We start from the raw sequence: 17789 nt of genomic DNA on the forward strand, positions 1-17789 counted from the left end.
TGTCGCGCGCGACCGCGACGCCTGCACGGCGCCCTGCTCAGGGCGACAGGCGCGGAGAGGTGTGGCCGATGTCGACCGACATGGCCCCCGGTACGACGGCCTCGCCCGTCGGCACGAGGCGGACGACGACCGACTCCGCCGCCCACCGCTCGATCGCGCCGTCGCTGTCGGCGAGGTTGAGGCGCCCGGTCTTGAGGGCCGTCGTGACGGCGTCCCAGTGCTCCGAGCCCGGGACGACGACGTCGACCTGCGCCTCGACCCTGGCGGCGAGGGCGCGGGTCGACTTGCTGCGCAGGCTCACCGTGACGACGTCCTGGTCGGCGATGCCCGGCAGGCGCTGCTCGGTGCCGCCGGAGACGACGCAGATGGCGTCACCGACCCACTCGTGCCACACGGCGTGGTCGCGGCCGCCGTACGAGACCCAGACGAGTCCGGACTTCTTGGCCAGCTCGGCGACCAGATCAGCGGTGCTCACCGGGCCAGCACATCACAGGTCAGAGCTGCGCCACACGTGCGGTGGGGCGCTCGACGTCTGCAGCGACGGGTGGGGTGGCGGGGGTCGAGAAGGTCTCGACGACCTCGCGCTCGGCGAGCCCGCGCACGAACGCCCCGATCTCGTCGATCGCGACCCGCGCCTCCGGCACCCAGGACGCGGCGGCCTGGAACACGTGCACCTGCTTCTCCCAGACCTGCAGGTCGCACGGGACTCCCGCCGAGACGAGTCGGTTGGCCATCAGCTCGGCATCGGCCATCAGCACCTCGCGCGAGCCGACGTGGATCAGCGCGGGCGGCATGTCGGCGAGCGGCATGTTGACGGGATCGACACGCCTGCTGGTGACGCCCCGTCGGGTGTCGAGGCGCAGCGTGACGTCGGTGAGTCGCGCGACCGCCGCGAGGGGGAACGTCTGGCAGCGGTGGGCGTTGCGGTGTGCCTTCTTGCCGGTGGGGTCGAAGTCGAGCAGCGGCGACAGGGCGACGACGCCGGCGGGCCGTCCCCATCCCCGGTCGAGCACCTGCCGGGCGACGCTGAAGGCCAGGTAGCCGCCGGCGGAGTCTCCGGCGATCGTGATGTCCTCGGCCCGGTAGCCCTGGTCGAGCAGCCACCGGAACCCGTCGACGCCGTCGGCCACCGACTCGTTGATCGGTTCGTACGGCATCTGCCGGTAGCCCACGTTGAGCACGGGCTGCTTCGCGGCGTACGAGATGCGCGAGACGAGCCGGCGGTGGGTGTTGAGCCCGCAGGTCAGGAACGCCCCGCCGTGGAAGTACAGGATCGCGCGCCCGTTGCCGCCGCTGATGTCGGTGACGCCCTTGGCCTGGAGCCACTCGCTACGGGTCGTGGGCAGGTCTACCTGGCGCCACATCGTGCCCTCGTGCACCGGCAGCAGCTTGGCCGCGTGCTCCACGAGATTGGGCGGGAAGATGTCGAACGGCAGGTGCGTCCACAGTCCGAGGACGGGCCGGACCGTGTGGCGCAACGTGAGGCCGAGGGCCCGGGAGCGCAGGCTCGCACCGGGGAAGTACTGCGGCTCGGCGGCGAGTGCCAGGTGCGCCATGGTGTTCCCCCGTCTGAGGCCGTGACCGCACGGCGTGCTCGATCGTTCGTTCATCAATATGTCACATAGAGTGACCTGCGCCACATGTGGTCGCCAGCGTACGGCCGGTACGTCACTCCTGCAGAAAGACCGCTGAATGTCCTTCATGCCTCCCACCGACTCGATGTTCCTGCTGGCCGAGTCGCGAGAGCACCCCATGCACGTCGGCGGCCTGCAACTGTTCACGCCACCCGACGGCGCGGGGCCCGACTTCGTCCGCGAGGTGCTCGACTCGTTCAGGAGCCACGATGTCTCGCCGCTGTTCCGCAAGCGTCCGGCCGAGCCCGTGGGGTCGCTGGGCAACACGTGGTGGAAGGTCGACGACGCGATCGACCTGGAGTACCACGTGCGTCACTCCGCGGTGCCGCAGCCGGGACGCATCCGCGAGTTGCTGCAGCTGACGTCGCGCTGGCACGGCTCGCTGCTCGACCGTCACCGTCCGCTCTGGGAGGCGCACGTCGTCGAGGGTCTGGCTGACGGGCGCTTCGCGGTCTACAGCAAGGTTCACCACTCGATGGTCGACGGTGTCGGGGCGCTGGGTCTCATGAAGCGGTCGCTGAGCGTCGATCCCGAGGCCCGCGACTGCGTCCCGCCGTGGTCGCTGCCGAGCCGCGGCGGACCGGGGCCGCGCGAGCGCAAGGGGTTCGACCCGATGGGCCTGCTGCGCGCGGGGGCCGACGTGGCCGGCGACGTCGCAGGGCTCCTGCCGGCCACGCTGCGCATCGCCAACCAGGTCATCCGCGACGGCGACGTGACGCTGCCGCGGGCGCCCAAGACGATCCTCAACGGTCCGGTGGGCGGCGCTCGTCGATTCGCGGCGCAGTCGTGGGAGATCGAGCGCATCCAGCGGGTCGCCAAGTCGTCCGCGACGACATTGAACGACGTCGTGCTGGCGATGGTGTCGGGCGCGCTGCGTCAGTACCTGCTCGACCAGCACGCACTGCCCGACGACCCGATGACGGCGATGGTGCCGATCTCGCTGGCGATGCGAGCCGACTCCGCCGGTGGGGCGGACGGAGGCAACGCGGTCGGCGCGATCGTCGTGAACCTGGCGACCGATCGCGAGCAGGGGGCGACCAGGCTGGAGGAGATCGCCTACTCGTCGCGTCAGGCCAAGAAGATCATGGGCGATCTCACCCCGACGCAGATCCTGGCCTTCTCGGCGATCCAGATGCTGCCGCTCGCGATGACGCCGGTGCCGGGATTCGTGCGCTACACCCACCCGCCGTTCAACGTCATCATCTCCAACGTTCCCGGACCGAAGGAGCCGCGCTACTTCAACGGCGCGCGCCTCGAGGGGATGTATCCCGTGTCGATCGTGCTCGACGGCCAGGCACTCAACATCACGCTGACGAGTCGCGACAAGTACCTCGACTTCGGCCTGATCGGCTGTCGCCGCAGCGTCCCTCACCTGCAGCGACTGCTCACGCACCTCGAGTCGTCACTGGCGGAGCTGGAGGAGAGCTGGGGCTGAATCGCTGCAGCTCGCTGCAGCGACTGCTCACGCACCTCGAGTCGTCACTGGCGGAGCTGGAGGAGAGCTGGGGCTGACGCAGGGACGTCATCACTGCTGTACCTGAGTCAGCACGATCGTGATGACGTCCGTGATGAAACGCAGGGACGTCATCACTTCAGTACCTGGAACAGCACGATCGTGATGACGTCCGCGCTGGAGTTCCTCAGAGGACGAGCAGGAGGATGCCGACGACCGCGATGGCGTCTGCGGCGGCGATCAGGACGAAGACCTGTGCCAGCGGCGTCGCTGCTCGCGCATGGGCGGGCGCGTCGGCGTCGTAGCGCACCTGCACCGTGCCGCCGACGCCCTGACCGGCCGTCGTCGCGTCGGGTGCCCACACGGTGTGCTCGGTGCCGTCGCCCGACGTGAACCTGAACGACGCTCCGCGGTGCGGGGCCCACGACGGCGCGGCGGGCGACAGGCCGATGATCTCGCCCGTCGTGCGGGCCCACCCCATCGGCCGGACGATCAGGGACGTCGCGAACAGGCTGAGCGCTGCACCGATGACGATGAGGGCGATGGCTACGAGGGTCATGCCCTCATCGTTCCACGCCCCTTCGACGATCGAGCACGGCGAACACCCCTCGTGTATTGAACATGTTCAAGTCTTTCTCTACCTTGAAGATGAACACGTTCAAAAAAAGGAGGAAGCATGACATCCAGCCAGCTGGCCAGGGCTCTCGTGTCGACGGCCTGGGGCGGCGTCCTGTGCGGTTTCGTTGCAGGAGCGCTGTACATGACCCAAGGCACCGAGGACACGTTCGACGCTGACACGATCCTGGGGCTGATGGTCGCCGGCACCGTCGGCTCTGTCGTGGGAGCCGTCGCGGGCATGGTGCTCGGACTGCCCGTGGTGGTGTCCGTGGCGGTCCTGCGGCAGCGACAGGAGGAGTGGCGGACGATCGGCACCATCGCGGCCGTGACGGTCGGCGTGGTCGCGCTGCTCGGCACCGTGGGCGGCTCGCTGCTGGTCGCGGCGGGGTTCACCTCCTGCCTGGCGTGGCGGGCGTGGTGCGGGCTGGGCTGGATCTTCGAGGAGCCGTCGCCCGTGCCGTCCGCCGCGGTCGACGGGTCGTCGTCATGAGCATCCCGTTGGCCGTCGTCGCCGGCGCGAGCGGCTTCGTCGGACAGCACGTCGTCGAGGCCCTGCGGAGGCAGGGCAGCGAGGTGCGCACGATCGGCCGCGGATCGGTTGCCGATGCCACCTGGGACGACCCGGGCGCCATCGAGCAGGTGCTGGCCGGCGCCGACCTGCTGGTCAACCTGGCCGGACGCTCCGTCAGCTGCCGCTACGGCAGGCGCAACGCCGACGAGATCCTGCGGTCGCGGATCGGGACGACGGCCGCGCTGGGGCGGGCCCTGGCGAACGTCGGGTCGCCGGACCTCCTCTGGATCAACGCCAGCACCGGCACGATCTACCGCGACGCGCGCGACCGTCCGATGGGCGAGGTCGACGGCGACATCGGATCGGGGTTCTCGGTCGAGGTGGCTCGCGCGTGGGAGCGCGAGCTCTGGGACGCCCCGGCCGACGTCCGCAGGATCGCGCTGCGGATGACCATCGTGCTGGGCGCGGGCGGTGGGGCGATGAGCCCCCTGATCAACCTGGCCCGGATCGGATTCGGTGGCGCCATGGGAGACGGAGGTCAGAAGGTCAGCTGGGTGCACGTGGACGACGTCGTCGGAGCGATCCTCCACCTGCACCGGCACCCCGAGATCTCGGGACCGGTCAACGTCGTGGCACCCGACGTCGTGACCAACGCCGAGCTCATGGCCCAGGTGCGCGGGTCGATGGGACGCCGGGTCGGTCTCCCGGAGCCGCGGTGGCTGCTCGAGGCGGGGGCCAGGATCATCCGCACGGAGGCGGAGCTCGTGCTCAAGAGCAGGTGGGTCGCCGCGGACGTCCTGCACGAATCCGGGTACGAGTTCTCGCACCCGACGCTGGCGTCCGCGCTGGCCGAGATCGCCGGTCGGGCGCCGCGCGGGCTGCTCCCCGTGGCGCTCGGCTGACGCTCCTCGAGCGGCCCGCCGGGCAGGCGGCAGACTGTCCTCGTGAACGCCCTGCTCGTCGTCGTCGCGATCCTCGGCGTCTCCGCCTCCGGCCCGCTGATGGCGGGGGCGTCCGCTCCTGCGCTGGCGATCGCGTTCTGGCGCAACGCGCTCGGCACCGTGGCGATCGCGCCCGTCGTCGCTCCCCGCGCACGGCGAGAGCTGGCGACGCTCGGTCGCGACGGCTGGCGACTGACGGTCTTCGCGGCCGTCATGCTGGCGCTGCACTTCGGCACGTGGGTCACGGCGCTCAAGATGACGTCGGTCGCGGCTGCCACCGCGATGGTCAGCATGCAGGTCGTGTTCGTCGTCGTCATCGACCACCTCAGGGGTGAGCGCGCGACGAGAGTCGTCGTCGCGGGCATCGCGCTGGCGATTGCCGGGGTGCTGGTGATCACGGGCGTCGACTTCTCCCTGAGGCCGCGGGCCATGATCGGCGATCTGCTGGCGCTGGTCGGCGGCCTGACGGCTGCTCTCTACATGATCGCCGGCAGCCAGGTGCGCGAGCGCGTCTCGACCGGGGCCTACACCGTCGCGTGCTACGGCATCTGCGCCGCGACGCTCCTGCTGGCGTGCGTCGTCGCCCAGGTCGAGATGGTCGACTTCAGCGGACGCACGTGGCTCGCGATCATCGGCGTCACGATCTGCGCCCAGCTGCTGGGGCACTCGGTGCTCAACCACCTGCTCGCGGTCATGAGCCCCGGACTGATCTCGCTGCTCCTGCTGCTGGAGGTGCCCGGTGCGGCGATCCTGGCCGGCATCTTCCTCGACCAGGTGCCGCCGGTCGGCGTCTACGTGGGGCTCGGCCTGATCCTCGCCGGGCTGGTCGTGGTGGTCGCGCGCCGTCCGCCTCCCGCGCCCGCTCTCGCAGACTGAGGACGCTCGCAGGTTAACGGCTTGTAACGCAGGTCACCTCGGCGTCGAGGGGACGGGGTCGTTACTTGTCGGTATGGTCGGCAGGTCGTCGAAGGCCAGTGTCGAGGGCCAGTAGGTCAACCGTTGGAGGAGCACACGATGGGTCGTCTTGTCAGCACTGAAGGTCTCACCGAGGATCAGGTCGAGATCCTGAAGTTGGTGCGCCAGTTCGTCGAGAAGGAGATCATCCCGGTCGCGACCGAGCTGGAGCACAAGGACGAGTACCCGACCGACATCGTCGAGGGCCTGAAAGAGCTCGGCATCTTCGGCCTGATGATCCCCGAGGAGTTCGGCGGTCTGGGCGAGTCCCTGCTGACGTACGCGCTGGTCGTCGAGGAGATCGCCCGCGGCTGGATGAGCGTGTCGGGCGTCATCAACACGCACTTCATCGTGGCCTACCTGCTGATGCACCACGGCACCGACGAGCAGAAGGCCAAGTACCTGCCGAAGATGGCCACGGGCGAGGTCCGTGGCGCGTTCAGCATGTCCGAGCCCAGCCTGGGTTCGGACGTCGCGGCCATCAGCACCAAGGCCACACGGATCTCATCTGATGGGGCAGACGACGGCGGTTACGAGATCACGGGCCAGAAGATGTGGCTGACCAACGGCGGCTCGTCCACGCTGGTCGCGGTGCTGGTCAAGACCGACGAGGGCGCCGAGAGCGTCTACAAGAACATGACGACGTTCTTGGTCGAGAAGGAGCCCGGCTTCGGCGAGACGGCCCAGGGCGTCACGGTGCCCGGCAAGATCGACAAGATGGGCTACAAGGGCATCGACACGACCGAGATGATCTTCGAGAAGCACCAGATCTCGGCCGACCAGATCCTCGGCGGCGAGCCCGGCAAGGGCTTCTACCAGATGATGGACGGCGTCGAGGTCGGCCGCGTCAACGTCGGCGCCCGTGCCGTCGGCATCGCCAACCGTGCCTTCGAGCTCGGCATCGCCTACGCGCAGCAGCGCGAGACGTTCGGCAAGCCCATCGCCCAGCACCAGGCGATCTTGTTCCGCCTGGCCGAGATGGCCACCAAGGTCGAGACCGCGCACGCCCTGGTCGTCAAGGCCGCCCGCCTCAAGGATGCCGGCAAGCGCAACGACGTCGAGGCCGGCATGGCCAAGTACGTCGCCAGTGAGTACTGCAACGAGGTCGTGCAGGACTCCTTCCGCATCCACGGAGGCTACGGCTACTCCAAGGAGTACGAGATCGAGCGCCTCTACCGCGAGGCCGCGTTCATGCTCATCGGCGAGGGAACCTCCGACATCCAGAAGATGATCATCGGACGCGCCCTGCTCAAGGAATACAAGCTCTGACCGAGCCTCACACCCCGGTCGCACCCAAGCACGACGACGGCTCCGGACGCCCGCGTCCGGGGCCGTCGTCGTTCTCCGACCCCGAACCAGGCTCTTCTCACCCGAACTAGGATATGACCATGCCTCCAGTCCAGAACGGCCTCTTCGAGCTCGACTTCCCCCAGTCGCTCGGCGTGTACGACAAGTACGCCGACGCCCAGAAGGCCGTCGACTTCCTGTCCGACCACGAGTTCCCGGTGCAGAACGTCCTCATCGTGGGCACCGACCTCAAGCAGGTCGAGCGGGTGACCGGCCGGCTCACGTGGGGCAAGGTCATCTCGGCCGGTGCCGCGTCGGGAGCGTGGCTCGGTCTGCTGATCGGCGCGGTCCTCAGCATCTTCTCGGAGGGCAGCTCCGCGATCGTCACGATCCTCGGCGGTATCGCGCTCGGCATCGCGTTCGGCGTCATCTCCGGAGCGCTCGGCTACGGGGCGACGCGCGGACAGCGCGACTTCAGCTCGGTGCAGAGGGTCGTCGCGACGAAGTACGAGGTGCTGGTCGAGCACAAGTTCCTGGCCGACGGCACCGCCCTGCTCGCGACGATGCCCGGCAGCGCCGCCGCCAACCCGTTCGCATGAGCGCCACCACTGCGGGCTCGAAGACCAACAGCGGCAACTTCTTCGAGGACTTCTCGATCGGCCAGGTGCTCGAGCACGCGACGCCGCGCACCGTCACCGAGGGCGACCGAGCCCTCTACAACGCGCTCTACCCGACCCGGTTCGCGGTGCCGTCGTCGGCGGAGTTCGCCGCCTCGGTGGGCCTGTCGCCGGCACCTGTCGAAGAGCTCGTCGCATTCCACATCGCCTTCGGCAAGACCGTCCCCGATGTCTCGCTCAACGCCGTCGCCAACCTCGGCTACGCCGAGTGCCGGTTCCACCGGCCGGTCGTGCCCGGCGACACGCTGCGGACGACGTCGGAGGTCATCGGCCTCAAGCAGAACTCCAACGGCAGGACGGGCGTCGTCTACGTCCGGTCGACCGCGACCAACCAGCGCGGCGAGATCGCGATCGACTGGGCGCGCTGGGTCATGGTCCACAAGCGCGATGCGGATGCGCCCGCCCCCGAGACGGTGGTCCCCGACCTGGCCGATGCGGTCGCCGCGGACCAGCTGGTGCTGCCCGAGGGTCTCGACTTCACGGGCTACGACTTCGCCGCCGCCGGCGAGCCGCACCGCCTCGACGACTACGAGGTCGGCGAGACGATCGACCACGTCGACGGCGTCACGCTGACCGATCCCGAGCACATGCTCGCGACCCGGCTGTGGCAGAACACCGCCAAGGTGCACTTCAACACCGAGGCCCGTCCCGACGGCACCCGGCTGATCTACGGCGGGCACGTCATCTCGATGGCCCGCGCGCTGTCGTTCAACGGCCTCGCCAATGCGCAGCTGATCGCGGCGATCAACGCCGGTGCCCACGTGGCTCCGGCCTTCGCCGGCGACACCGTCTACGCGTGGTCGGAGGTGCTCGACAAGGCTGAGACGTCCGCGCCCGGCGTGGGTGCCCTGCGGCTGCGGCTCGTGGCGACCAAGGGCCGCGACGAGACGACGACCCTGCGCGGTGACGACGGGAAGTACCGCGACGGCGTGCTGCTCGACCTCGACTACTGGGCGTTCGTGCCTCGATGAGCTCGGCAGATGGTGTGCCGACGGAGCTCTGGCTCGTGCGGCACGGCGAGACCGAGTGGAGCCGCACGGGCCAGCACACGTCCGTCACGGACCTCGAGCTGACGGCCGACGGCGAGGCGATCGCCGCACGATTGCAGCACCCGCTGGCCGACCAGCCGTTCGCTCGGGTATTGGCGAGCCCGCGTCGGCGTGCGCGCCGCACGGCCGAGCTCGCCGGCTTCGCCGCAGCGGACGTCGACGACGACCTCGCCGAGTGGGCCTACGGCGACTACGAGGGCCTGACGACGCCGCAGATCCACGAGTCCGACCCGGCGTGGTCGGTCTGGACGGGCGTGACCCCGGGTGGCGAGACGGCGCAGCAGGTCGCCGCGCGCCTCGACCGGGTCGTCGCCGCTGCCCGTGACATCGAGGGACGCACCCTGGTCTTCGCCCACGGTCACTCGCTGCGGGCGCTGGCGGCCCGGTGGCTGGGCCTCGACGTGGCGCAGGGACGCATCTTCGACCTCGACACCGCGACGATCTCGGTGCTGGGCGACGACCGCGGCATCCCGGTCGTCCGCCGCTGGAACGTCGCTCCTCGATAGCCTGATGCCGTGCGCATCGACCTCCACACCCACTCGAACCGCTCCGACGGCACCGACACGCCCACCGAGCTGATCGACCACGCCGCTGCGGCAGGTCTCGACGTCGTCGCGATCACCGACCACGACTCGACCGCCGGGTGGGACGAGGCGCAGGTCGCGGCCGACCGGGCGGGCATCCGGCTGGTCCGCGGCATCGAGATCTCCACGATGCTCGACGGTGTCAGCGTCCACCTGCTCGGCTACGGCTTCGACCCGGCCGACGAGCCGCTGCTCGCCGAGCTGCGGCGCATCCTCGACGGACGCGACGACCGCCTGCCGACGCTGCTGGCGCAGCTCGCCGAGCACGACATGCCGCTGACGGTCGACGACGTCGTGGCGCAGTCGGGCGCGGCGGCGGCGTCGGGACGACCTCATGTGGCCGATGCCATGATCGCCGCCGGATACGTCGCCGACCGCGACGAGGCCTTCCGTGACTGGCTCTACGACGACGGCCCGGCCTACGTGGCCCGCTACGGAGCGCCGCTGTTCGAGGCGGTCGACCTCGTGGCGGCGGCCGGCGGCGTCACGGTCGTGGCCCACCCGTGGGCCCGCAAGGGTCGTCGGGTGCTGACGCCCGAGGTGCTCGGCGATCTCGCGGCCCGCGGACTGAGCGGCATCGAGGTCGACCACGTCAACCACGCGCCCGAGGTGCGGGACGAGCTGCGGGCGCTGGCCACCGACCTCGACCTCGTCGTGACGGGCTCGAGCGACTACCACGGCACCGGCAAGGGGCCGGAGTTCCACCTCGGGGCCAACACGACGGCCCCCGACCAGCTCGAACGACTGCTGCGACGCTGATCCGCTCGAGGAGCGTCAGCCGGTGGGCCCGAACTGCTCGACCCTGACGGCGTCGCTGCGGACGCCTGCCTCACCGAGGATGCGTCCGACGAAGCTGACGAAGCCGACCGATCCGCACACGTAGGCCCGCTCGATGCCGTCGGCCAGCGGCACGAGCTCGTCGGGGTAGAGGTGCGCTGCCACGCGCTCCGAGCCGTCGGCCAGCGGCTGGTTCTCGCGGGTCAGCGCGATGAACGCGCCGTACTCCTCCAGCTCGTCGGCGTAGGGCAGTCGGTCGCGGGTCTGCGCCGACGCCGCGATGCGCATCAGGGGCTCGGTGCCCGTGCGGCGGGCGTAGCGAGCCATCGAGACGAACGGGACGACGCCCGAGCCGCCGGCCACGCACAGCGACGGCGTGGTGCCGCCCCAGACGAACCAGCGTCCGATGGGGCCGCGCACCTCGAGCTCGTCGCCGACCTCGACGACGTCGTGCAGGAAGCCCGAGACCTCACCGCGGGGCAGGCACTCGATCATGACCTCGACGAGCGGGTCGGTCGGGTCGGACGCGATCGAGTACGAGCGCTGCGCGGTGTAGCCGTCGGGTGCCCGCAGCCGGATGACGTAGTGCTGGCCCGGCACGTGGTCGTGACGGTCGGCGACCTCCATGCGCAGCTTCACGAAGGTCGCGCCGACGTGCTCGACCTCGCGCACCGTCGCGGTCGTCCACGAGCTCGCGACGGGCTCGGGCAGCACCTCGCCCGGAGCGTCCGTCATGCGTCGCCCTGGTAGCGCTGCTCGAGCCACGGGTCGCCGCGGTCGTGGTAGCCGTTGCGCTCCCAGAAGCCCTGCTCGTCGTGGTCGCGCAGCTCGAGGCGCGTGATCCACTTGGCCGACTTCCAGAAGTACAGGTGCGGCACGAGCAGCCGGACGGGGCCGCCGTGCTCGGGCGTCAGCGGCTTGCCATCGAACTCCCACACGATCCAGGCCTTGCCGTCCGTGATGTCGGCCAGTGGCAGATTGGTCGTGTAGCCCGTCGTGGACGTCGCGAAGACGTGGGTCGCCTCGGGCTTGACGCCGGTGATCTCGAGCAGGGTGTCGACGCTGACGCCCGTGAACGTCGTGTCGAACTTGGTCCACGTCGTGACGCAGTGGATGTCGCCGAAGTAGGTCGAGCCGGGCAGCGCGTGGACGCCGCGCCAGTCCCACGTCGTCGGGGTGTCGACCAGCCCGTCGACCGTCATGGTCCACGTGTCGACGTCGACCTGCGGCGTCAGCTCGGCCGTGAGCGTCGGCCAGCCGGCACCGGTGTCGTACTGGCCGGGTGGCAGCCGGTCGTCGCCGCCGCGGCGGTCGCGACCGGTGAATCCTCGGGTGATGGCCATCAGTCGGTCTCCTGGTCCTTGTCGACGACGGTGGGGCTGGGTTCGGGCAGGTGCTCGCGCAGGAAGGGCAGCCAGTCGGCCACGAGCGCCGTGGGGTTCTCGACGGCGGGGGAGTGCGCCGAGTCGGGGACGACGTGCACCTCGGTGCCCAGGCGCTCGGCCATGAGCTGCTGCACGTCGTGCGGCCACGCGTCGTCGTCGACCCCGCGCCCGACCCACACCGGCACGCCGAGGCGGGCGACGTCGTCGACGATGTCGGGGGCGTCGATCAGCAGCTGGGTCATGGCGCGCAGCGACCTGGGGTCGTTGGACGTGAACCGCCTGGCCAGGAACGCCGTGATCTGCGCGGGCCGGCGCACGCCCTGCTCGCGCAGCTCGTGCACCTGCAGCAGCGGCACCTTGCCGATCGCGCTCGCCAGGCGGCGCAGCGGTCGGGTGGGCGAGTCGCCGAGGGCACCCGGACCGGTGCAGAGCAGGCTGAGGCCCAGCCACGGCGACGGATCGGCGACGACCGCGTGCTGCGACACGAGCCCGCCGAAGGAGTGGCCCAGCAGGTGGGATCGCTCGTGCCCCGAGGTGGCCCGCACGGCGGCGGCATCGGCGGCGAAGGCCTCGAGGGTGAACTCGTCGTCGGGCCCGGCCGACGTCTCGAACTGGCCGCGCTGGTCGTACGTCGTGGCGTCGAGACCGGCCGCAGCCAGCAGCGGCAGGACGGGGGTGAGGTCTTCCTTGCTCCCCGTCCAGCCGGGCACCAGGAGGACGTGTCCCCGTGGCTGCTCGACCCTGATGACGTGGGCCGCGAACCGGCCACGGGACGTCTCGATCGTGATGGCCTCGACGCCCGGAGGCAGCTCGAGCGTGCGCGGGACGCTCATGCGTCCCGCCCGGGCAGACGGGACTCAGCGCCCACGCTTGGCCATCCGGGTCACGAACGATGCCGGCAGGTGCCGGGCGAGCGAGGCGAGCACCTTGTAGCGCAGCGACGGGACGGACAGCGGCTTGTCGCGGGCGAGGTCGGCCAGCGATGCCGCGACGACCTTGTCGGCCTTGAGCCACATCCAGCGCGGCACCCCGCTGACGTCCATCTCCCCGCGCTGGTGGAACTCCGTGCGGACGAAGCCCGGGCACAGCGCCTGCACCGAGATGTTGACGTCGTCGTAGTGGACGTCGGCCCAGCGCGACAGGTTGACCAGCCACGCCTTGTGCGCGGAGTAGACGCCGCGAGGGGTGAAGGCCGCGACGCTCGCGACGTTGATGATCTGGCCGCCCCCGCGACCGGCCATCGACTTGATCGCCGCGTCCATCAGGTGCATCGGCGCGCGCACCAGCAGGTCGAGCTGCCGATCCTCGTCGGCGATGTCGGTCGTGCCGAACCAACCCGCCAGCGACGCGCCCGCGTTGTTGACCAGCAGGTCGACCGGACTGGTCGAGTCGGTCAGCGCGTTGGCGGCCAGCTGCATGCCGGCGTCGGTCGACAGATCGGCCGTGACGACGTCGACCTCCACCCCGCTGGCGGTGCGGATCTCAGCTGCGACGGCCTCGAGCCGGTCGGTCGTGCGGGCCACGATGACGAGGTCGTGACCCCGCCGGGCGAGCTCGTCGGCGAAGGCCCGGCCGATGCCAGATGTCGCCCCGGTCACCAGCGCACGACGTGTCATGGACCAAGCATGCCAAATGATCGCGCGTGCGGCCGCCCGCGGTGGTCATCGGTGACACAATGACGATCGTGACGACGACGATCGCAGTGGCCAACCAGAAGGGCGGGGTCGCCAAGACGACCACCGTGGTGTCCCTCGGGGCAGCGCTCGCCGAGCTCGGGCAGCGCGTCCTGCTGGTCGACATCGACCCGCAGGGCAGCCTGACGTTCTCGCTCGGCATCGACCCCGAAGACCTCGAGGTCACGGTCGCCGAGGTGCTGCTGGGCACGCGCCAGGCCGATGACGCGATCGTCATCACCGACGACGGCATGCACCTGCTGCCCGCCAACATCACCCTGACCCAGGCCGAGGAGAGCCTCGTCGGGCGCACGGGCCGCGAGCAACGGCTGCGGGTCGCCCTCGACAAGGTCGCCGACGACTACGACTGGATCCTGATCGACTGCCCGCCGACGCTCGGCGTGCTGACGGTCGGTGCGCTGTCGGCGGCGCAGCGGGTGCTGATCCCGCTGCAGGCCGAGACGCTCTCGCACCGCGGCGTCGGCCAGCTGCTCGACACGATCCACGACGTCCGGCAGTTCATCAACCCCAAGCTCGAGATCATGGGCGTCCTGCCGACGATGTACGACGGACGCACGACGCACGCGCGCAACGTCCTGCAGGCGATCGAGGAGACGTACGACCTTCCGGTCGTGCTGCCGCCGATCCCCAAGACGATCCGGTTCGCCGAGGCACCTGCGATCGGACGCAGCGTGCTGTCGACCGCCAAGAACCACAAGGGGGCCGACGCCTACCGTGCCGTCGCGGCGTCGATGCTCGCGGCCGACAAGAAGCCGTCCCGCAAGAAGAAGTGACGCCCGCGGGCCCGCGGCTACGATGGGACGCGTGTCGAAGCATCGCGCCAGTCGCCGAGAGGTCCGCCCGCCCCGCCGGATGAGCATCCTCGCGCTGGCGCTGGGCGTCACGATCGTCGTCGGCGGCACCGCGGTGGGCGTGCTGCCCCAGCTGCGCAGCGACACCGCGGCCGCGGGGCAGTCGTCCTTGAGTGACGCCGCCCGTGTCGCGTCCTCCGAGACGTCGTCGTTCGTGCAGGTCGACCCGCCCGCGCCCGACCCGGCGTCCGACACCGATCTCGACGCAGACGCGGTCGACGTCGAGGCGCTCCAGGACGAGGTCGATCGGGCCGCCGATCCCGCTGTCGACCCGGGGCTGCCGGCCGACTCCGGTGACGGGCGGCGCATCGTGTTCTCCGAGAGCGACCAGCGGGTGTGGCTCGTCGGCGACGACGGCTCCGTCGAGCGCAGCTACCTCGTGTCGGGCAGCCGGTTCGACAACCTCGACCCCGGCACGTACGCGGTGCAGTCGAAGACGCGTCAGGCCACGGCCTTCGACTACAGCGGGACGATGGAGTACTTCGTGCGGTTCGCGACGGGCTTCAGCGAGCCGATCGGGTTCCACTCGGTCCCGCGCGACAACAGCGGCGTCCTCGAGCAGACCAAGGCCCAGCTCGGCACGCCCCTGTCGGCCGGCTGCGTGCGGCAGTGGGAGCCCGACGCGATAGCCCTGTGGGAGTTCGCGCCGGTCGGCACCACGGTCGTCGTCACCGCCTGACCCGTCCGACCGGACAGACCGATCTCTCGACGTTCGCGTCGTCCCTGCGCCCTGAACGCCGAAGGATCCGTCCCCGGGGAGACGGATCCTTCGGCGTTGCGGGTCTGGCCGCTACTCGGGGGTGGTGCCGGACTGGTTGGTGCGCGTACGGGTGCGGGTGCGCCTGCGGATGCGGGGCGCGTCCTCGCCGGTCGGCAGAGGTGCCGGAGCGTCCTGCGCCGCCGGAGCCTTCTCGCGGGCGGGACGATCGCCGCCGCGCCCGCCGCCGTTGCCGCCACCGCGGTTGCTCGCGCCCCGGTTGCCGCCGCCCTCGCCGCCGCGTCCGCCCTCACGCTTGCCGCCGTCACGTCCGCCGCGGCTGCCACCGTCACGCCCGCCACGTCCACCGCGGTCATCGTCCTTCTTGGGCTCGCGCGGTGACGCGGCCTTGAGGCGACCCTTGACGTTGGGGTCGATGCCGAGGTCGTGGAACAGGTGCTCGGACGTCGAGTAGGTCTCCTGCGGCTCGTCGAACGGCAGGCCCAAGGCCTTGTTGATGAGCTTCCAGCGCACGAGGTCGGCCCAGTCGACGAACGTCACCGCGATGCCCGAGGCTCCCGCGCGACCCGTGCGGCCGATGCGGTGCACGTAGGTCTTGTCGTCCTCGGGGCAGTTGTAGTTGATGACGTGCGTGATGCCGGCGACGTCGATGCCACGGGCCGCGACGTCGGTGGCCACGAGGATGTCGATCTTGCCCTCGCGGAACCGGGTCAGCGCCTTCTCGCGGGCGGGCTGCGCCATGTCGCCGTGCAGGGGCGAGGCGGGGAAGCCCCGGTCGATCAGCTCGTCGGCGACCCGCTGGGCCGTGCGCTTGGTGCGCGTGAAGATGATGACGCGTCCGACGTCCTCGGCCTGCAGGATGCGCCCGACGATCTCAGGCTTGTCCATGTCGTGGGCCTGCCAGACGAACTGCGCCGTCGCCGGCACCATCTGGCTGTCGTCGTCACCGGACTCGGCGCGGATGTTCATGGGGTGGCGCATGTGCTTGCGCGCCAGGCCCACGATCGCGCCCGGCATGGTCGCCGAGAACAGCATCGTCTGGCGCGACTCGGGCGTCTTGGCCAGCAGCGACTCGACATCGGGCAGGAAGCCCAGGTCGAGCATCTCGTCGGCCTCGTCGAGCACCAGCGTGCGGATGTGCGACAGGTCGAGCGCACCACGGTTGGCCAGGTCGAGCAGGCGTCCGGGCGTGCCGACCACGATGTCGACGCCGGCGGTCAGCGCATCGAGCTGCGACTCGTAGGGGACGCCGCCGTAGATCGTCAGGTTGCGGGTGCCGCGTCCCTTCGAGGCGACGGCCACGTCGCTGGCGACCTGGATCGCGAGCTCGCGGGTCGGCGCGACGATGAGGGCCTGCGGCTTGCCGGCGAGCTCCTCGTCGTAGTCGGCGTCGGCGGGCAGCGAGATGCGCTGGATGACCGGGATGCTGAACGCCAGCGTCTTGCCGGTGCCGGTGCGCGCCTGGCCGATGAGATCGGTGCCCTGGAGAGCGACGCCGAGCGTCATCTCCTGGATCGGGAAAGCTTCTTCGATGCCGACGGCGATGAGCGCATCGGCGATCTCGGGCGTGACGCCCAGATCTTTGAACGTAGTCAGGGTCTTCTCGAATTCTTCAGATTCGTGGGATTTCCGCTGCCAGTCTAACGTCTTGGAGCCCCGTGGTCGTCGAGCCCGCCGCCGGGGCGCACGCTACGCTCCACAGTCATGGCCACCCAGGACGCCCCGCCCCCCTCGACGACCGACGACCCGGTCTACCGCACGGGGGTGCTGGAGCTGCTCGGGCTGCTCGCGTACGGCGAGATCAGCGCGTGCGAACGGCTCGCCGAGGACGCCAAGATGGCCCCCGACCTGCGCAACAAGGTCGAGATCGCCGCGATGGCCACCGCGGAGTTCGGGCACTTCGAGAAGCTGCGCGACCACCTCGTCGCGATGGGGGAGGACCCCTTCGAGGTCATGATGCCGTTCGCGGACACGTTCGAGCGCTTCCACCGCCAGACCAAGCCCTCCGACTGGCTCGAGGGCCTGGTGAAGGCCTATGTCGGCGACGGGCTCGCGGCCGACTTCTACCGCGAGATCGCGGCCTATCTCGACCCCGAGACGCGCGAGCTCGTCCTCGACACGCTCAGTGGGACGGGGCACTCCGACTTCGTGATCGACGCGATCCGCGGCGCGATCGAGCAGGACCACCGCGTCGGCGGTCGCCTGGCCCTGTGGGGTCGGCGGCTCATGGGCGAGGCGCTCAGCCAAGCCCAGATGGTCGTGGCCGAGCGCGACGCCCTCAGCACCGTGCTCGTCGGCGGCGTCGACCACCCGGGCATGGACCTCGCGGGCATCGGCCGGATGTTCACCCGTCTCACCGAGGCCCACGCCGCCCGCATGGAGAAGCTGGGGCTGGCTGCCTGACTCAGGCCTGGGTCGTGACGGCTTCGCTCGCGGCGAGGCCGAAACCGACCTTGCGGCCGACGTCCGACGTGAAGTCGAGGTAGGCCACCTTCGCGGCGGGCACCGCGACGGTGCGTCCCTTGTCGTCGGTCAGGGTGAAGACCGAGTCGTTCTTGAGGGCCTCGTCGAGGGCCGCGAGCACGGCCTTCGGCTCGTCCTCGGTCGACACGGACAGCTCACGAGGCGCGTACTGCACGCCGATCTTGACCTCCAC

21 protein-coding genes are annotated in these 17789 nt (G+C 70.3%); 12 read left to right on the forward strand and 9 right to left on the reverse strand.

What is annotated here, in order from left to right; all coding sequences use genetic code 11:
* Window positions 1-37 precede the first annotated feature (37 nt).
* A complete protein-coding gene (locus JOF40_RS10585; RefSeq protein WP_129185277.1) occupies window positions 38-475 on the reverse strand; it encodes a hypothetical protein in 438 nt (145 codons plus the stop codon).
* Window positions 476-494: 19 nt separating this feature from the next.
* Window positions 495-1556 (reverse strand): alpha/beta hydrolase, encoded by a 1062-nt coding sequence (locus JOF40_RS10590; protein ID WP_129185276.1) that lies wholly within the window; start codon window positions 1554-1556, stop codon window positions 495-497.
* 136 nt (window positions 1557-1692) lie between these two features.
* Here JOF40_RS10590 and JOF40_RS10595 point away from each other — a divergent pair, with 136 nt between their 5' ends.
* Window positions 1693-3069 (forward strand): WS/DGAT/MGAT family O-acyltransferase, encoded by a 1377-nt coding sequence (locus JOF40_RS10595; RefSeq protein WP_129185275.1) that lies wholly within the window; start codon window positions 1693-1695, stop codon window positions 3067-3069.
* Between the two features lie 205 nt (window positions 3070-3274).
* Here JOF40_RS10595 and JOF40_RS10600 read toward each other — a convergent pair whose 3' ends face one another.
* Complete coding sequence (locus tag JOF40_RS10600; RefSeq protein WP_129185274.1) at window positions 3275-3646, reverse strand: DUF3592 domain-containing protein; 372 nt, start codon at window positions 3644-3646, stop codon at window positions 3275-3277.
* 117 nt (window positions 3647-3763) lie between these two features.
* Between JOF40_RS10600 and JOF40_RS10605 the strand changes: the two genes are divergently transcribed.
* The 8 genes from JOF40_RS10605 (at window position 3764) to JOF40_RS10640 (ending at window position 10467) form a co-directional block, all read left to right on the forward strand.
* Window positions 3764-4195, forward strand: a complete 432-nt coding sequence (locus JOF40_RS10605) for a hypothetical protein (protein WP_188111933.1) — start codon at window positions 3764-3766, stop codon at window positions 4193-4195.
* Window positions 4192-5118 (forward strand): TIGR01777 family oxidoreductase, encoded by a 927-nt coding sequence (locus JOF40_RS10610; protein ID WP_129185273.1) that lies wholly within the window; start codon window positions 4192-4194, stop codon window positions 5116-5118. Before JOF40_RS10605 ends, JOF40_RS10610 begins: the two co-directional genes overlap by 4 nt.
* Window positions 5119-5160: 42 nt before the next feature.
* Window positions 5161-6033, forward strand: coding sequence for a DMT family transporter (locus JOF40_RS10615; protein WP_129185272.1), 873 nt, complete (start codon window positions 5161-5163; stop codon window positions 6031-6033).
* 138 nt (window positions 6034-6171) lie between these two features.
* On the forward strand, window positions 6172-7380 hold the full coding sequence (locus tag JOF40_RS10620) for an acyl-CoA dehydrogenase family protein (RefSeq protein WP_129185271.1): 1209 nt from the start codon (window positions 6172-6174) through the stop codon (window positions 7378-7380).
* A gap of 113 nt (window positions 7381-7493) precedes the next feature.
* Window positions 7494-7997, forward strand: coding sequence for a YflT domain-containing protein (locus JOF40_RS10625; RefSeq protein ID WP_129185270.1), 504 nt, complete (start codon window positions 7494-7496; stop codon window positions 7995-7997).
* Window positions 7994-9046 carry a MaoC family dehydratase gene (locus tag JOF40_RS10630; protein ID WP_129185269.1) on the forward strand — a complete coding sequence of 351 codons (1053 nt, stop codon included), beginning with the start codon at window positions 7994-7996 and terminating at the stop codon, window positions 9044-9046. The genes JOF40_RS10625 and JOF40_RS10630 overlap by 4 nt, the downstream gene beginning before the upstream one ends.
* Window positions 9043-9630, forward strand: a complete 588-nt coding sequence (locus tag JOF40_RS10635; RefSeq protein ID WP_129185268.1) for a histidine phosphatase family protein — start codon at window positions 9043-9045, stop codon at window positions 9628-9630. The genes JOF40_RS10630 and JOF40_RS10635 overlap by 4 nt, the downstream gene beginning before the upstream one ends.
* A gap of 9 nt (window positions 9631-9639) precedes the next feature.
* On the forward strand, window positions 9640-10467 hold the full coding sequence (locus tag JOF40_RS10640) for a PHP domain-containing protein (RefSeq protein WP_129185267.1): 828 nt from the start codon (window positions 9640-9642) through the stop codon (window positions 10465-10467).
* A 15-nt stretch (window positions 10468-10482) separates the two neighbouring features.
* Here the strand turns inward: JOF40_RS10640 and JOF40_RS10645 are convergent, their stop codons facing one another.
* The 4 genes from JOF40_RS10645 to JOF40_RS10660 are packed head-to-tail and all read right to left on the reverse strand — an operon-like array spanning window position 10483 to window position 13486.
* A complete protein-coding gene (locus JOF40_RS10645) occupies window positions 10483-11220 on the reverse strand; it encodes an FAD-binding oxidoreductase (protein ID WP_129185266.1) in 738 nt (245 codons plus the stop codon).
* Window positions 11217-11828, reverse strand: a complete 612-nt coding sequence (locus tag JOF40_RS10650; protein ID WP_188111934.1) for a sulfite oxidase-like oxidoreductase — start codon at window positions 11826-11828, stop codon at window positions 11217-11219. The genes JOF40_RS10645 and JOF40_RS10650 overlap by 4 nt, the downstream gene beginning before the upstream one ends.
* On the reverse strand, window positions 11828-12703 hold the full coding sequence (locus tag JOF40_RS10655; protein WP_129185265.1) for an alpha/beta fold hydrolase: 876 nt from the start codon (window positions 12701-12703) through the stop codon (window positions 11828-11830). The genes JOF40_RS10650 and JOF40_RS10655 overlap by 1 nt, the downstream gene beginning before the upstream one ends.
* 24 nt (window positions 12704-12727) lie before the next feature.
* Window positions 12728-13486: an SDR family NAD(P)-dependent oxidoreductase gene (locus JOF40_RS10660; RefSeq protein ID WP_129185264.1), complete on the reverse strand. Its 759-nt coding sequence runs from the start codon at window positions 13484-13486 to the stop codon at window positions 12728-12730.
* 59 nt (window positions 13487-13545) lie between these two features.
* On the opposite strand from JOF40_RS10660, the gene JOF40_RS10665 reads away from it, so the two are divergent.
* Both JOF40_RS10665 and JOF40_RS10670 read left to right on the forward strand, forming a co-directional pair.
* Window positions 13546-14337, forward strand: coding sequence for a ParA family protein (locus tag JOF40_RS10665; RefSeq protein WP_129185263.1), 792 nt, complete (start codon window positions 13546-13548; stop codon window positions 14335-14337).
* A gap of 31 nt (window positions 14338-14368) precedes the next feature.
* On the forward strand, window positions 14369-15094 hold the full coding sequence (locus JOF40_RS10670; RefSeq protein ID WP_188111935.1) for a L,D-transpeptidase: 726 nt from the start codon (window positions 14369-14371) through the stop codon (window positions 15092-15094).
* A 111-nt stretch (window positions 15095-15205) separates the two neighbouring features.
* Here the strand turns inward: JOF40_RS10670 and JOF40_RS10675 are convergent, their stop codons facing one another.
* Entirely contained in the window at window positions 15206-16639 is a 1434-nt protein-coding gene (locus tag JOF40_RS10675; protein ID WP_245343122.1) for a DEAD/DEAH box helicase, read from the reverse strand.
* Between the two features lie 198 nt (window positions 16640-16837).
* Here JOF40_RS10675 and JOF40_RS10680 point away from each other — a divergent pair, with 198 nt between their 5' ends.
* On the forward strand, window positions 16838-17536 hold the full coding sequence (locus JOF40_RS10680; RefSeq protein WP_129185260.1) for a ferritin-like fold-containing protein: 699 nt from the start codon (window positions 16838-16840) through the stop codon (window positions 17534-17536).
* Between the two features lies 1 nt (window position 17537).
* Here JOF40_RS10680 and JOF40_RS10685 read toward each other — a convergent pair whose 3' ends face one another.
* Entirely contained in the window at window positions 17538-17789 is a 252-nt protein-coding gene (locus JOF40_RS10685) for a DUF3107 domain-containing protein (RefSeq protein ID WP_129185384.1), read from the reverse strand.

Origin of the sequence: Aeromicrobium fastidiosum (assembly GCF_017876595.1) — a bacterium.
Classification (GTDB): Bacteria; Actinomycetota; Actinomycetes; order Propionibacteriales; family Nocardioidaceae; genus Aeromicrobium; species Aeromicrobium fastidiosum.

Excerpts from the sequence above, each read along its gene's own strand:
- JOF40_RS10680 (WP_129185260.1), top strand. The coding sequence starts at position 16,838 with ATGGCCACCCAGGACGCCCCGCCCCCCTCGACGACCGACGACCCGGTC.
- JOF40_RS10650 (WP_188111934.1), bottom strand. The coding sequence starts at position 11,828 with ATGGCCATCACCCGAGGATTCACCGGTCGCGACCGCCGCGGCGGCGAC.
- JOF40_RS10595 (WP_129185275.1), top strand. The coding sequence starts at position 1,693 with ATGTCCTTCATGCCTCCCACCGACTCGATGTTCCTGCTGGCCGAGTCG.
- JOF40_RS10590 (WP_129185276.1), bottom strand. The coding sequence starts at position 1,556 with ATGGCGCACCTGGCACTCGCCGCCGAGCCGCAGTACTTCCCCGGTGCG.
- JOF40_RS10655 (WP_129185265.1), bottom strand. The coding sequence starts at position 12,703 with ATGAGCGTCCCGCGCACGCTCGAGCTGCCTCCGGGCGTCGAGGCCATC.
- JOF40_RS10660 (WP_129185264.1), bottom strand. The coding sequence starts at position 13,486 with ATGACACGTCGTGCGCTGGTGACCGGGGCGACATCTGGCATCGGCCGG.
- JOF40_RS10635 (WP_129185268.1), top strand. The coding sequence starts at position 9,043 with ATGAGCTCGGCAGATGGTGTGCCGACGGAGCTCTGGCTCGTGCGGCAC.
- JOF40_RS10665 (WP_129185263.1), top strand. The coding sequence starts at position 13,546 with ATGACGATCGTGACGACGACGATCGCAGTGGCCAACCAGAAGGGCGGG.
- JOF40_RS10605 (WP_188111933.1), top strand. The coding sequence starts at position 3,764 with ATGACATCCAGCCAGCTGGCCAGGGCTCTCGTGTCGACGGCCTGGGGC.
- JOF40_RS10625 (WP_129185270.1), top strand. The coding sequence starts at position 7,494 with ATGACCATGCCTCCAGTCCAGAACGGCCTCTTCGAGCTCGACTTCCCC.
- JOF40_RS10675 (WP_245343122.1), bottom strand. The coding sequence starts at position 16,639 with ATGACGCTCGGCGTCGCTCTCCAGGGCACCGATCTCATCGGCCAGGCG.
- JOF40_RS10600 (WP_129185274.1), bottom strand. The coding sequence starts at position 3,646 with ATGACCCTCGTAGCCATCGCCCTCATCGTCATCGGTGCAGCGCTCAGC.
- JOF40_RS10620 (WP_129185271.1), top strand. The coding sequence starts at position 6,172 with ATGGGTCGTCTTGTCAGCACTGAAGGTCTCACCGAGGATCAGGTCGAG.
- JOF40_RS10630 (WP_129185269.1), top strand. The coding sequence starts at position 7,994 with ATGAGCGCCACCACTGCGGGCTCGAAGACCAACAGCGGCAACTTCTTC.
- JOF40_RS10610 (WP_129185273.1), top strand. The coding sequence starts at position 4,192 with ATGAGCATCCCGTTGGCCGTCGTCGCCGGCGCGAGCGGCTTCGTCGGA.
- JOF40_RS10645 (WP_129185266.1), bottom strand. The coding sequence starts at position 11,220 with ATGACGGACGCTCCGGGCGAGGTGCTGCCCGAGCCCGTCGCGAGCTCG.